11 protein-coding genes and 3 pseudogenes are annotated in these 14,002 nt (G+C 44.0%); 5 read left to right on the top strand and 9 right to left on the bottom strand.

Annotated features, from left to right (window positions below; translation table 11 throughout):
* Window positions 1-78 precede the first annotated feature (78 nt).
* Window positions 79-2,109 carry a DEAD/DEAH box helicase gene (locus Vt282_RS14695; RefSeq protein ID WP_162063862.1) on the top strand — a complete coding sequence of 677 codons (2,031 nt, stop codon included), beginning with the start codon at window positions 79-81 and terminating at the stop codon, window positions 2,107-2,109.
* 234 nt (window positions 2,110-2,343) lie between these two features.
* Here the strand turns inward: Vt282_RS14695 and Vt282_RS14690 are convergent, their stop codons facing one another.
* From Vt282_RS14690 to rbsD, 6 genes are all read right to left on the bottom strand, one after another.
* A complete protein-coding gene (locus Vt282_RS14690; RefSeq protein ID WP_162063861.1) occupies window positions 2,344-3,477 on the bottom strand; it encodes a conjugal transfer protein TraF in 1,134 nt (377 codons plus the stop codon).
* A gap of 194 nt (window positions 3,478-3,671) precedes the next feature.
* Window positions 3,672-4,676 (bottom strand): substrate-binding domain-containing protein, encoded by a 1,005-nt coding sequence (locus tag Vt282_RS14685; RefSeq protein ID WP_162047811.1) that lies wholly within the window; start codon window positions 4,674-4,676, stop codon window positions 3,672-3,674.
* Window positions 4,677-4,690: 14 nt separating this feature from the next.
* The gene (gene rbsK / locus Vt282_RS14680) at window positions 4,691-5,611 is read right to left on the bottom strand and encodes a ribokinase (RefSeq protein ID WP_162063860.1); all 921 of its coding nucleotides are present in this window, start codon (window positions 5,609-5,611) and stop codon (window positions 4,691-4,693) included.
* Window positions 5,612-5,776: 165 nt separating this feature from the next.
* Window positions 5,777-6,784, bottom strand: coding sequence for an aldose 1-epimerase family protein (locus Vt282_RS14675; protein WP_232055252.1), 1,008 nt, complete (start codon window positions 6,782-6,784; stop codon window positions 5,777-5,779).
* A 54-nt stretch (window positions 6,785-6,838) separates the two neighbouring features.
* Complete coding sequence (fucP, locus tag Vt282_RS14670) at window positions 6,839-8,131, bottom strand: L-fucose:H+ symporter permease (protein WP_162063859.1); 1,293 nt, start codon at window positions 8,129-8,131, stop codon at window positions 6,839-6,841.
* 143 nt (window positions 8,132-8,274) lie between these two features.
* Entirely contained in the window at window positions 8,275-8,694 is a 420-nt protein-coding gene (rbsD, locus tag Vt282_RS14665; protein ID WP_162063858.1) for a D-ribose pyranase, read from the bottom strand.
* Between the two features lie 352 nt (window positions 8,695-9,046).
* On the opposite strand from rbsD, the gene Vt282_RS14660 reads away from it, so the two are divergent.
* On the top strand, window positions 9,047-9,202 hold the full coding sequence (locus Vt282_RS14660; protein WP_162047806.1) for a DUF3012 domain-containing protein: 156 nt from the start codon (window positions 9,047-9,049) through the stop codon (window positions 9,200-9,202).
* Between the two features lie 198 nt (window positions 9,203-9,400).
* Entirely contained in the window at window positions 9,401-9,949 is a 549-nt protein-coding gene (locus Vt282_RS14655) for an MSHA operon transcriptional regulator (RefSeq protein WP_162063857.1), read from the top strand.
* A gap of 63 nt (window positions 9,950-10,012) precedes the next feature.
* Here Vt282_RS14655 and Vt282_RS14650 read toward each other — a convergent pair.
* The 3 genes and pseudogenes from Vt282_RS14650 to Vt282_RS14640 all read right to left on the bottom strand — a co-directional run bounded on the left by Vt282_RS14650 (window position 10,013) and on the right by Vt282_RS14640 (window position 12,500).
* A pseudogene (locus Vt282_RS14650) lies at window positions 10,013-11,262 on the bottom strand (peptidoglycan DD-metalloendopeptidase family protein).
* 261 nt (window positions 11,263-11,523) lie between these two features.
* A pseudogene (locus Vt282_RS14645) lies at window positions 11,524-11,803 on the bottom strand (isoamylase early set domain-containing protein).
* 67 nt (window positions 11,804-11,870) lie between these two features.
* Complete coding sequence (locus Vt282_RS14640) at window positions 11,871-12,500, bottom strand: hypothetical protein (protein WP_162063856.1); 630 nt, start codon at window positions 12,498-12,500, stop codon at window positions 11,871-11,873.
* A 114-nt stretch (window positions 12,501-12,614) separates the two neighbouring features.
* On the opposite strand from Vt282_RS14640, the pseudogene Vt282_RS14635 reads away from it, so the two are divergent.
* Window positions 12,615-13,011, top strand: a pseudogene (locus Vt282_RS14635) (GFA family protein); the annotation flags it as partial.
* 91 nt (window positions 13,012-13,102) lie between these two features.
* Window positions 13,103-13,768 (top strand): YoaK family protein, encoded by a 666-nt coding sequence (locus Vt282_RS14630; protein WP_162063855.1) that lies wholly within the window; start codon window positions 13,103-13,105, stop codon window positions 13,766-13,768.
* Window positions 13,769-14,002 lie beyond the last annotated feature (234 nt).

Here is a 14,002-nt window from a genome sequence, read left to right as displayed (position 1 = left end):
AATCAGCTCAAACTGGATCGGTATTGGAATTGGTAGAGCTCGTGGGACCTTTTGTTTTTTTTTGTTAATGGGATCCCAATGACAGATACTGTAATTCAATTTAGTGATTTAGCACTAAATGACGCAATCCTTTCAGCTCTTGATAGCATGGGTTTTGTTTCTCCTACCCCTATTCAAGCAGCGGCAATTCCACATCTTCTAGAAGGTGCGGATGCTCTAGGTAAAGCTCAAACAGGTACTGGTAAAACCGCAGCGTTCTCTCTGCCTCTACTAAACAAACTAGATTTATCTCAGCGCAAACCTCAAGCGATCGTACTTGCTCCAACTCGTGAGCTTGCAATCCAAGTTGCGGCTGAAATGAAAAACCTAGGTAAGAACATTTCTGGCCTTAAAGTTCTAGAAATCTACGGCGGTACTTCAATCGTTGATCAAATGCGTGCTCTTAAAAATGGCGCACACGTGATCGTTGGTACTCCAGGCCGTGTTCAAGACCTTATCAACCGTGATCGTCTACACCTAGACGAAGTAAACACGTTCATCCTTGATGAAGCAGATGAAATGCTAAACATGGGCTTCGTTGATGACGTAACTGCGATCATGGAACACGCTCCTGCATCTGCACAACGCGTTCTGTTCTCTGCAACTATGCCTCCAATGCTGAAAAACATTGTTGAGCGCTTCCTACGCGAGCCAGTAATGGTTGACGTTGCAGGTAAGAACCAAACAGTAGACAAAGTTGAGCAACAATTCTGGGTTGTTAAAGGTATCGAGAAAGACGAAGCAATGTCTCGTCTACTTGAAACTGAAGAAACTGACGCTTCAATCGTATTCGTACGTACTCGTCAAGACACTGAGCGCCTAGCTGATTGGCTATGTGCACGTGGCTTCAAAGCTGCTGCACTACATGGTGACATTCCTCAGTCTCTACGTGAGCGTACTGTTGATCACATCAAAAACGGCGTAATCGACATCCTAGTTGCAACTGACGTTGTAGCACGTGGCCTTGACGTTCCACGTATCACACACGTATTCAACTACGATATCCCATTTGATGTGGAATCTTACATCCACCGTATCGGTCGTACTGGCCGTGCTGGACGTAAAGGTAAGGCGATTCTTCTAGTTCGCACTAACCAAATCCGTATGCTACGCACTATCGAGCGCGTAACTAAATCTTCTATGGAAGAAATCCAACTGCCTCTACGTGATGCAGTCGCAGAAGCACGTCTAGTTAAACTAGGTGCAGAGCTAGAAGCAGATAAAGAACACAAAGCACTAGACAAGTTTGTTGAACTAGTAGAGAAACTACAAGAATCTCTAGAAATCGATGCAACAACTCTAGCGGCTATCCTACTTAAGCGTCAGCAAGGTAAACGTCCTCTATTCTACATTGGCGAAGACCCAATGGTAGAAGCGATTGCACGTGACAAGCAACGCCGTCAAGATCGTCGTGAAGGTGGTCGCGATGGTGGCCGTGAAGGCGGTCGTCGTAGCTTTGACAACAACCAAGAGTGGGATACTTACCAACTTCAAGTTGGTCGCGAGCAAGGCGTTCAAGTTAAAGACATCGTTGGTGCGCTAGCAAACGAACTAGGCCTAGTTAAAGGTTCTATCGGTGCTATCAAACTAGACCAAGGTCAAACTTACGTTCAGCTTCCAAAAGCGATGAGCTCAGAAACAGCTGGTAAACTAAGCAAACTACGTATCCGTCAAAAAGATGTAGGTGCAGTAGTATGTGATTTTGATGACTTCCGTGAACCTCGTGGTCGCCGTGATGGCGGTCGTCGCGATGGTGGTCGTCGTGACGGTGGTTTCCGTGGTAACCGTGATGGCAACCGCGAAGGTGGCTTCCGTGGTAACCGCGATGGCAACCGCGAAGGTGGCTACCGTGGTAACCGTGACGGCAACCGCGATGGTAACCGTGAAGGCAACCGCGATGGTGGTGGCTACCGTGGTAACCGTGATGGCAACCGCGAAGGTGGTCGTCGTGAAGGTGGTGAGCGTCGTTTCGACCGTAACCGTGGTGGTGATCACCGTGGTAACTACCGTGGTGAACGTGGCCATGGCCGTCGTGACGGTAACCGTGAAGGCGGTCGTCGCGAAGACTAAGCAAATTGAAAAAACCGGCCTAGCGCCGGTTTTTTTATGTCTGTCGCTTTAGGATAGTAAAACACGAAACCCAAGGTTAATGCGTTGATCAGTTTATGCACTTCAAGCTTGGCTAACTCTCCCGCTTTTTAGCAGAGGTAACTCAAACTGCGCTCAATATGCTTATTCAACACCACTATGTGCGTGAAACTAATTTGCTGTTTCAAAGAGTAATCAGTGAAATTTTGCTATCCATTAGAATGTAAAAGCCAGGTTCAGTGACGCACCAAACTGGTTCTCACCCGCATATGAGCCCGCAATATCTAAGCTCACAACATCAAACGGGCTAATACCGATACCAGCGGTCACTGAATCATCGAGTGTATCTTCAAGGTCCATTTCATAGCCAGCACGTAGTTGCGCCCATCCCCATGCATTTCCCTCTAAGCCAAAGCGAACAAAGCGCGTATCATCGTCCAATTCTTTAAAACGTTTTTGCTTAGTAAGATCGAAGTCCACAGTTGCTATCATCAGTTCAGCTACATAGCCTAGCCCAAGTGTTGCCTGCGGGTTTAGCTCATAGGTATAGTTGCCAATTTCAGTTTCAATCTCTTGAGAAAAGAGGTTTTTCATTGCTAAGCCCGCACGCCATGCATCCATATGCCAAGCAACACCCAAATCCATATTGAATGCGGATTTGCTGACTTCACTTTCATCGTAATTATCAAGGTCGAAGTTATCCAACTTGTCTGCTTGTGAATAGGTCAGCAACTCTTGATATTTTGGTGAAATACCAAATGCAATGTTCTGGTTACCAATCGTAAAATCCTTCGCTAGTGAGACTCCGACTTCCGTAACCCCGAACGCAGCCATACGATAGGTTGAATTATCGTACCGCTGCTCTGCCGTAACGCCCTGACCTACTTCAGTTGCCGCAATCACCTCAACAAACCCTCCGCCGAAAACATTGATAGCCAGAGTTCGATTTGGAATGGCGATGGCGAAATTCGCACCCGCAGTCACATTGATTGGGGCATTACCATCTAACTCATCGAGTAGTTTGTTAAGCTCTACTTCATCGGAAGGACCTGCCATGCCCGAATTGAAAACTCGATCATAAAGGTCTTGCGCATCATCAATGGTTTGAATCGACTCGTCTTGGTCGTGAGCATTAATACCAATTGCAGGTAACAGAATACCGACATCATCACTGTCACGATGCAACGCGCCTAAAGCCGGGTTGTGGAAAGGGGCAAGTAGGTAATCCGCGGCAACAACACCGGTATTACCCATGGCGTTACTGCGAGCATCAGCAACAATAGTTGCGGCCAGAGATGAAGTTGAAAATGCGCCTAACGCGCATACCACTGCTATCGTTATTTTTTTCATATTAGTTTCCATATTTGATTTTTAATCGCATCCTCATTCCTTCGGACGAGCAAAGAAAAATACTAAACTTTTAACTAGTATGAAAAGTCAGCGAGCATAAATTAGTCGCTATTTTGATGAGAAGTGTGCTCTAGTTCATATAGCACAAAAAGTGAACGCTCAGCGATAGCTGAAGCTACACTGAGCAAATGAAATTAATTCATCGATTGTACGCTCGCACGCGTCACAAGAGTCGGCTCTAATTGCACCACTTGATGATCCTGCTCAGTCTGCTCAAGTTTTGCCAAAAGAGTTTCAACAGCGGCTTGGCCTAAACGATATTTCGGCTGATGGATAGTCGTGAGTGGCGGTGTCATATATTGAGCCATATGAATGTCATCGTAACCAATAATCGAAAAATCGTCTGGAACTTTCAATCCTTTCTCATATGCCGCATTAAGCACACCAATGGCCATCATGTCGTTACATACAAACAACGCACTAGGTAATTCACCTTTGCCATACATTTGGTTGAAGGCTTGATACCCGCCATCACACTCAAAGTTCGACTCGACAATCCAATCTGAATTAAGGAGTAAATCAGACTCCCTCATTGCCCTTTTAAAACCTTCGTAACGCATTTGCGCCTGATGACGATTAAGTGGGCCTGTGATGCAGCCTATTTTTTTATGGCCACAATCGATCAAGTATTTGACCGCCATGTAACCACCTTGCAACGAGTTATCTTGGATTTTATCGCTCGCGAAGAGCATTGGTCCCCAGTCCATAACGACAACTGGGACATCTGGGTATTTTTCAAACTCGTCAATGCGCTCACCTTCAAGCGATGAACACATCAAAATCATACCATCCACTCGCTTTTGCAGTAGCGTATGGATAGAGGCTTTCATCCGTTGGTTGTCCCCTTCGGTATTGCACAAAATCAGGTTGTAACCTTTTTGATAGCAACAACGCTCAACCCCTTTTACTACCTCACCGTAAAACGGGTTGTCGGACGTCGTCAACAACATACCCAAGGTTTTGGTTCGGTTCATTTTTAGGCTGCGTGCCAACGCTGAAGGGGAATAGTTAAGCACCTGAGCGGCACGATTCACCCGCTCAGAAATCTCTTCACTCACATACCGGGATTGGTTGATAACATGGCTCACCGTGGAGGTAGACACTCCCGCCAATTTGGCAATATCTTTCATTGTAGCCATGCTATCTTGCTCCTTTACTGCTGCGTGGCGAGAAACTCCTCAACTTCTGCGCGGTGAGGAATCGAAGTTTGCGCTCCAAAACGCGTTACGCTAATTGCTGCGGCAGCGTGAGCAAACTTAACTGCAGATTCTATCGGCATTTCTTCAAGCAAACCAGTGACAAATGCACCATTGAACGTATCACCTGCTGCTGTGGTATCCGTCGCTTCAACGCGGAAACCGGCAATGATTTGACCTTGACCGTTTTGACTCAACCAAACCCCTTTCGCACCCAGCGTTATCATCACTGTTGCAATTCCTTTTTGATGCAATACTGCCGCTGCTTGCTGCGCTGAAGCTTCATCCGTAATGGCAATACCTGTCAGCACTTCCGCCTCGGTTTCATTCGGAGTAATGATATCAATATGGTTAAGTAGTGCATCAGACAATGGACGTGCCGGAGCCGGGTTAAGAATCACTTTCGTACCTGCCGCTTTCGCCACTTGTGCCGCTTTTTCAATGCCACACATTGGTGTTTCTAGTTGCATTAGCAAGTATTCCGCTTGCTCAATACGCGCTAAGTCGTCTTCAATCGCCTCTGCTGTTAGGCGGGCATTTGCTTCGGCAGAGATACAAATGCTGTTTTCACCGCTATCTGAGACTTGAATCATCGCAATCCCAGTTGGGCAATTATGCTGCATTTTCACAGCTGAGATATCCATACCATCCACTTTGAAGTGCTCACGGATATTGATACCAAACGCATCATCACCCACACACGCAATAAAACCAATATCCGCTTTTAAACGTGCAGCGGCAACCGCTTGGTTAGCACCTTTACCTCCCGGAATGACTTGATAATTTCGGCCGTGCAACGTCTCGCCTGGGCGAGGAAATGATGGCACTTGAAGAACATGGTCAGCGTTAACACTACCTAAAACCACTAACTTATTCATATTGCTTTCCTAGGTTCTCAACGAACTCTTCTCAAATTAATTTAAATTGAACAGCTTGCTTTGATATTTCTTAAGCCACAAAGCAAGCATGACACTCACTGACAAGGCGAATAATATTTTGCTGTACCAAGTCAAGTGACTAACCAATGTTGTTGTTCTAGTGAATTATTGAATCCCGGTACGTACAGTAAAGTGACGCTCTTCTTGCGGGGCTAAATAGATTAATGTGCCTTTTTCTTTTGCCGTGAGGAACCCTTCTGGGCGACATGTTGCTGGCAATGCATAAGCCGCAACTTGCTGATCACCATTACGCAAAATCCAACGGGTTGCACTGTTAAATTGAGCCGTACTAAACTCAGTCACCAGCGTTTTGTCGCCAATATTCATCGCGAACTGAGCCTGTTCAACATACTGTGAAATGTTATCCAAGCAATAAACAATCTCAGGGTCATACATCTCTGGTGTATTAAGCACTGCAATTGGGTCAGAGCTTTTTAACGACTCGTTAAACACTAACCATTGTTCGTTAGGTTTAACATGGGCAGGCACACTCTCACGCAAGGTAAATGTACGATTCGGTAAGTTTTGTGTCATTACGGCATTATCAACATACGCAGCATTGATATGACACATATATTGCAGCGGCATCGCAACGGACGCCAAGTTTTTCACCGTCATCGAAATATCAAACAAGCTTGCGTCTTTTTCCAATCGCACAGCAGGTTTAGCTAAATAGTGATCACCAAAACCCATCACATATTCGTAGCTGCCTTTAATGGTAACCGCGTCGTCTTCAATCTCTAACCAAGCGCTGTCCATATTTGCACACGGCATTTCACCATGTAAAACATGGTCGTCTTGCGGTGTCGGACACCCCATACGGATCATGCCGGCATGAAACGCAAAGCAGCCATAGGTTTCAATGATCGATTTTGCAGGCTTTGGCTCTCGGAACATGTTCTTCATACACAGATCCGTATCCAGAAACTCCGCATCCCAAATCATCTGCCCCATAAAAGGCAAAATCACTAAACGTCCTTTGCTGTTTTTGATTTCTAACGCTTCAACACCAGAGTTATATTTGAACCCATTGATTTCAAAGTGGGCAGAATGGGCAACTATGCGTTTCTCATGGTTGAACTGCGCTTTGTATAAAGGAATCGTAATCATCATGACCTCTTTAGCGATGCCATATGCGAGAACATCGAATATGGCATCTACAATAAGTTAAGCGTTAGCAGGAACGTAGTTGTATGCTTGTTTGTATTTCTTCTCACTCATGAAGTAGCAAAAGACAATAGCGAAACACGCTGCGCTTACGATAAATGATGTTTGCATACCAACAGAGTCTGCAAGTAACCCTTGTACAACTGGAATCGCTGCACCACCGATAATCGACATCACAACAAAGCCACCCGCCGTTTCAGTGTAACGGGTATCCACCGATTGTAGCGTTGACGCAAAGATGGTTGCCCAACAAGGCGCAAACAGTGCTGAAGTACCTACAGCCACCCATACAGCGCTGAAGTTAGGAACAAATGTCACGTACAGCAAACATAAGAAACCAATACCCGCATAACCCATCAATACGTTTTCTTGTGATGTTTTAGTGAATAGGTAGTTAGCCAGCAGTTTACCTAAGAAGTACATAATGAATGCATACAGTAGGTAGTTTGCAGCATCGTGCTCAACCATCGTTGAGTCCATTTCTAGGGCAAGACGAATGGTGAATGACCATACTGCTACTTGCATACCAACGTAAGCAAACTGAGTACCGATACCTTTAAAGAAGCGCTTGTTGCCTGCAAGGTAAGCCAGAGTTTCACCAAAGCTTGGTTGATCGTCTTTCTTATCTGTCACTGCTTTACAGTTTGGATATTCGGTGATGGCAATAAGCGTTGCGACCGTCGCAATGATACCTACCAACCATTTGTACGGCTCTAATGTTTGTTGCAGTACTTGCTCTTTAAACATTTCTAGCTCTGGACCTGTTAATGTCGCCATCATATGTTCAACGTCAACACCCTCTTGGAAGATAAGATGTTTACCTAGTAGCAGACCAACAATGTAACCCATCGCATTAATGGTATGAGACACGTTCAGGCGCAAAGTTGCACGCTCTGGCTCACCGATCATGGCTGAATAGGTATTACAGGAGGTTTCAAGGAACGAGAGGCCAATTGCGATACAGAAAATCGCCGCTAGGAACATGGTGTACGTACCGGCGTGTGATGCTGGGAAGAACATCAAACAGCCAAAAATATACAATGCCAAACCAAGTAAAATCGCTAATTTATAAGAGGTTTTCTTTACGACCATCGAAGCCGGAATTGCCACTAGGAAATAAGCACCATAGAACGCTGATTGCACCAGCGCAGAAGCAAAGTTTGACAGGTGGAAAATTGATTTAAACTGAGTGATCAGCACATCGTTTAGCGCTGCTGCTGCAGACCAAAGCGCAAATACTGAAGACAATAAGATGAATTGGAATAGCGGTGTTTTATTTAAGTATCCGTCCACATGTTGGACTGTATTATTTTTATAAACATGTCTTTTGTTCCATCTTCAATTCGCGAAATGCGTTCAGTGGTGAATGTTCATTCCCACATGGCATCGCGATGTTGGGTAATTTTGTAGGGTATGAGTGAACAATTTCTTTTTAGCTAAAACACCACGCCAGCTTGGAAAATTACGTTTGCATATGGTGTACATTCACCCGTGCGCACTACCGCTTTGCTTTGGTGCGTGCGTGTTTTAAATTCTTCATGGGAAATGTATTGGATCTGAACTGGCTTTTGCGTGCGTTGTTGATCTAACTCCAACTCATTAAGTAGCGCTTGATGATGTTCCGGGTTTACTTGAGCAAATTCTTCAGCGATCACCACACCTTCAATTTGCGATTCGCTCAATATCACTCGCACGGTATCGATGAAGCTCGGCACACCATGAGTGAGTGCCAAATCAATCCGCGTCACTTGGTCTGGAATCGGTAAACCTGCATCACAGATTGTGATTTCATCGGTATGGCCAAGCGTGGCTACCAAATACGAGATTTCAGCGTTTAGTAGGGTCGTTTTTTTCATTGTTATTACCTTTCGGCTACACGTTTAATATCGCTCGATAGGTAAGTAAAATCGTACTTCACTCACCATCGATACGTTTCGATGAATAATAAAACTATATTTCGTCCTTGCATCCGGCACACATGAATTTTGTGAGATCGATCTTTTAACTCCGCCCTTACCCACTAAAAATATCGATCCTCATCACGAATAGATTTATAAATCCCTCTTATTAACCCATATGGTAATAGTGAGACGAATCACACATTTTAAACTTCGCTTGAGTCAGCAATGACTGGTAAAATAAAACGAGCTGTGTCAATTGCATAGCTCGTCATTGGTAAAATTACATTGAATACACATGGAGCAGATTATGCACAAGTTACTGTTATCATTAGTTTTTAGCTTATTTCTAATCGGGTGCACTGAAGTAGGTAGTGAAGAGTGGTGCCAAGATATGAAGGAGAAACCAAAAGGCGATTGGACAGCCAATGAAGCAGCGGATTTTACCAAACACTGCATTTTCTAAACAGATTCTTGCCATAAGACCCTGTTAGCATTATTCTCTAGCCAATATAAAATCAATGCCCAGTTAAGCCGTGGATATATTCCTACACACTTTTTTGTTCGCTGGGTTTTGATTATTGACATAAAATTCCAATACTTATGACTACAATGTCCGCGAATGTGGCCCACATTTTCGGCTGATGAATCAGTGTTAACGCTTATGAGCTTAGATAAGTTTACCAATATTTATCGCTTGCCAACTGCTTTTCAGATCCGCATAGGACGCTGGCAACAAACCTTTAATGGTACTTCAGATATTGTGTTACATGACGCGATTGAAGTGCGAAACAAAAAATTTAAACAACCAGATTTCTTACCGACTGGTTGGCACATCAAGCTGTTTAAATTAGACGACATTTCGATCACTCATCACGGAAAATACATTCAAACCGCGATGCGCACCATGCTCGATCGTAAGGTGTCATACAAACGCGTGTACTTGTCTCGTGTTCCTTTGGAACAAGCAGAGCCGGCTTTGCATGACTATAAGCTTGAATGGATCAAAAAACATAACCGCGTGGCAAATAAGTACAATCAGATTAAGAAAAAGCAGTTTATGCGATTTGCTTACGAAGAGGCTGAGACACTCTATCCTGCGATACCTAAAGGGGAGTTTGACCGCCATCTGTGGAATAAATTGGTGCTCTCTGAAATTGGCGCGGCTAAAAAGTTCGATAATCCATACTTTGTCAAACATGCGTGTTTTTGAGTGCTCAAAAACATAAATAAGAAAGGCGAGCATAAGCTCGCCTTTTCTTTGTTAACTTGATGATCAACTTGCAGAATCGTCAGATGACTGTCTTGCCAATTTGAATTCTTGTTCAAGCATCATTCTGTCTAATTGGTCACGGCGCTTTTCAAAAGCCGGCATTTCATTTTTTGCCACTGAACTTGCCATCGGAATCTTCGCTGTCAATGCATCAACAGGGCGACCACGGACAATCAGCTCGTAATGGATATGCGGCCCCGTGACACGACCCGTTTTTCCTGACAAACCAATTCGTTGACCACGCGTGACTTTCTGCCCTTTCTTAACCAGTATTTTACTCAAGTGTAAATAACGCGTTTTGTAGGTACTGCCGTGTTGAATCACCACATAATTACCTGCATAAGGATGTTTACGGGTCATGACTACCACACCATCGCCTGTTGCTACAATTGGCGTTCCAACCGGAACCGCCCAGTCTGTGCCATTATGCGGAGCCACACGTCCGGTGACTGGGTGTTTACGATGTGGGTTGAAATGCGAACTTAAACGGTAATGGCCGTTTACAGGATAACGCTGAAAAGCACGTTGCAGACTATCACCGTTATGATCGTAATATTGACCGTCAGAATGTAGATACGCAGTGAACACACCGCCACGGTTATTAATTTTAATCGCTTGAATTTCACGGTTACCCGTCAGTACACCATCGACATATTGACGAGCTTGTACAACTTCAAATTTGTCACCTTTGCGTAAATCACGAGAAAAATTAATTTTATCCTTCAGTAACGTTACGATCTGCTCAACATCGCTGATACCAAGCCCTAGTCGATTCACTGACTGAGAGAAACTGCCGTTAATTTCTCCAACCAGCGCATACTCTTTCCACTCGCCCGGAATTTTAACTTCAGTAAATACGTAATCGCCGTCTGCGGTACGTGAGTAGACAACGCGTTCAACTAAACTAAATTCCAACTCCATTTTGTAACAGTATTTGTTTCTTCATCGCGCCAAAAACGCAGTTTATTACCGGGTTTAAGCGTATCAAGTGCCAAATAGTTTAAATCGGTCTCCATAATTTTAGCAAATCACGGTAACCAAATGCAGTTGGTTAAAATCGAACTTAAATTATCACCAGCTCGAATCGTATATTCATAATCTGGAAGATCCTCAATAACGACATCATCGTTAAATTTCGGAGTAGTAAGCGATGAATCAGAAACAGAAAGGGAAATCGTTCGAGTAATTTTTGTTGGGGAGCCCAAAGACACCATCACAACAACGGCCATTAACGGCAAACTGAAAAGCACCAATTTCTTACGTTTTGACAATTCGGTAACGCGTGCTTTTATTGTTGTTACTTGCACAATCTAACCTTTTAACTTGTAAATTCTAATCTGTGTTATGTGTAATATTTACACTTAAAACGCGTATAAGAGTACGGATTTATACCCTTGTTGTCACGTTTCCACAGCGACTTTGCGATCAAAAAAAGGCGCCTTAGGCACCTTTCATCTACAACTGCTTTCAAACACTCTAAATAACTAACTGAAATTGTTATTAATATGTATTTACTAACCGTTATCTTCACCAAATACATTTGGTTTATATTGATCGGCTTTTGGATCATTGATCCAACGCTCGTTATCAACTAAGTACCTAAATTCAAATTGTTGCCCTTTCGGTAGGCGTGTTTTGAATTTGAATGATTGGCTCTTAGCCACTTTTTTCATCAGCGCAGGTTGCCAGTCGAGAAAATCAGCGACTAAAGCCACGCTCTGATCGGCACACTCTTGTGGCATCTCAAACGTCACTTCAACCTCATCCTTGGTTTTAAAAGCGCTTATTTATCATCTATTGCTCCATCACAGCAAGAAAAACAACGCCTCTAAATATAGGTAAATAATTTCATGACAACCAATTATTTACCCTTTAATTCAAGGCTTTTAAACAAAAGATTCGACTCTAACACAAATTCTTTACGTACATTTTCCTCTGGCGTATCGCTCATTGGTTGCTGCTCGTCATGAGTGCGCCATTGAACCGTCACCCGTGGCGCATCATAAGTCACTTCATCAACCTCTATGCGATCACCAAGTAAGATTGAATCCACCAATATCATACGTTGACGTTGTTGGTCATATCGAAAAGAAGCCAAATAATAAAACACCCCGCTACCTTGATTTGATACGGCTAACACCGAAATATACTGATGTGTGTTAATTGAAGTTAGCCATTTGGTGCTCACGAGTAGCTGTCCGCGCTCCATTCCGGTGTCGTACTTGCCTGATGCCCAACCGTTTACTTGATCAAGTGTATCGATAAAAGCAAACGCTTTAGTCTCCGGAACGAGTACGGTAAATGGGTTAGGAGACTGAAGGGCAAATAATCGCTCTACGAGAGGGTCTCTGGTAACTTGTTGGTTGGGAAATTTCGCTAATATTTCCTCATCACTGAGAGTAAAACGATAAACGCCAGCCACCACGACGAAAACGAGCAGTAAAATTGGAACCAGCAAAATTAGAGGAATCGGTAACAGACGTTTTTTCATAATTGACCTACTATGTGTATCCTTATAATAGCGAATCTCAAGTAACCGACATTTTAATATCACTTGAGTCTAAGTCACCATATCAGCGCCTTTGTTGCACCTCAAGGATGGGCTATGAACCATAAGAGCAAAATTCGCAACGCCGAATGCAGTTGTGGGCAAGTGCAAATCGTTTGTCGCGGCGAACCGATCCGCACTGCAATTTGCCACTGCTTTGCCTGCCAAAAACGTACTGGTAGTGTATTTGGTGTCCAAGCTCGGTTTAAGCGCGAGCAAGTATCATTAAGCGGGAGCATCTCTAACTTCACCCGCATCAGCGATACCGGTAACCAAGTTCACTACTCGTTTTGCCCTCAATGCGGTACGACGGTAATGCTCAGCCTGTCTATTTGTCCCGAGTATAGTGTTATTCCTGTCGGTATTTTCTCCAACCAAGACCTTCCACAGCCCAGTTTTTCCATTTACGAGCAGCACAAACAAGCGGGTTAAGTTTGACTGTCAGATTGAGCAATTCCTAGAAAAAATAATGTATTTTACTCTAACTCCCTTTAAGCCTTGCGTATGCAGCGCTATAATCTGCCCTTAGCTTTTGGAGTAACACAGTGATTTCTCGACTACCTCGTTGGGTGGAATATGGATCTTTCCTTCTCGCGTTACTTGCAGGGATTGTAAATGCAATTGGCTTACTTGGTTTTCAACACCAAGCGGTTTCGCATATCTCAGGTACAGTCACACTACTTGGTACCAGTATTGAGTCTTTAGACGGTACTAGCTTCCATCTATTAATGATTGTTGTCAGCTTTTTGCTTGGTGCCGCGCTCGCGGGTGTCTTCTTTCATAGCACGGCCCTAAAGCTCGGACGTCGTTATGGTGTTGCGCTATGCATAGAGGCGGGTTTTCTATTTCTTGCTTATCTATTACTTGAGCAAAACATCACTACTGGTCAATATTTTGCGTCTGCCGCTTGCGGCCTACAAAATGCCATGATCACCACCTTTAGTGGCGCTGTCGTTCGCACAACACACATGACCGGTATTATTACCGATCTTGGTTTGATGATTGGCGCACGCCTGCGTGGTGAACACTTTGACTTTCGCAAAGCCAAATTATTTCTGTTTATCTTCTCTGGCTTTTTAGCCGGTGGTGTAGCAGGTGCTAATCTTTATAGCGACTACGCCATTGGTGCTCTAATGGCTCCGATCGCGCTTGCCCTGTCACTCGCTTTGATTTATTGGCTTTATCTTTTCGCTACTCGCCAAAAAAACTGATCTCCGCCCAATTTGACCTATGCTCAAGTTGGGCTTTTCTCTATTAAGCCCACAAATTTGCTTCACTACTGCAGACGAACGTTCTGCCGTTATTCGCACATAGCCGAAAAATACAACTGGCTACTATTTGCACAACAAGCAAAGGTTTGTAGTGAATAAATAGCGATATTTAATGAATAGTATTGCGTAGATAGCAAAAAAACAGTAGTCTTCGCTAAACTGACTAAATACGGA

This window comes from Vibrio taketomensis, from assembly GCF_009938165.1.
Classification (GTDB): Bacteria; Pseudomonadota; Gammaproteobacteria; order Enterobacterales; family Vibrionaceae; genus Vibrio; species Vibrio taketomensis.
This window is presented reverse-complemented; position numbering and strand designations above follow the sequence as displayed.

Bases quoted from the DNA above. Each gene is read 5' to 3' on its own strand.
- Vt282_RS14640 (WP_162063856.1), bottom strand. From the start codon at position 12,500: ATGAAAAAACGTCTGTTACCGATTCCTCTAATTTTGCTGGTTCCAATT.
- rbsD (WP_162063858.1), bottom strand. From the start codon at position 8,694: ATGAAAAAAACGACCCTACTAAACGCTGAAATCTCGTATTTGGTAGCC.
- Vt282_RS14655 (WP_162063857.1), top strand. From the start codon at position 9,401: ATGAGCTTAGATAAGTTTACCAATATTTATCGCTTGCCAACTGCTTTT.
- Vt282_RS14660 (WP_162047806.1), top strand. From the start codon at position 9,047: ATGCACAAGTTACTGTTATCATTAGTTTTTAGCTTATTTCTAATCGGG.
- rbsK (WP_162063860.1), bottom strand. From the start codon at position 5,611: ATGAATAAGTTAGTGGTTTTAGGTAGTGTTAACGCTGACCATGTTCTT.
- Vt282_RS14685 (WP_162047811.1), bottom strand. From the start codon at position 4,676: ATGGCTACAATGAAAGATATTGCCAAATTGGCGGGAGTGTCTACCTCC.
- Vt282_RS14675 (WP_232055252.1), bottom strand. From the start codon at position 6,784: ATGATGATTACGATTCCTTTATACAAAGCGCAGTTCAACCATGAGAAA.
- Vt282_RS14695 (WP_162063862.1), top strand. From the start codon at position 79: ATGACAGATACTGTAATTCAATTTAGTGATTTAGCACTAAATGACGCA.
- Vt282_RS14690 (WP_162063861.1), bottom strand. From the start codon at position 3,477: ATGAAAAAAATAACGATAGCAGTGGTATGCGCGTTAGGCGCATTTTCA.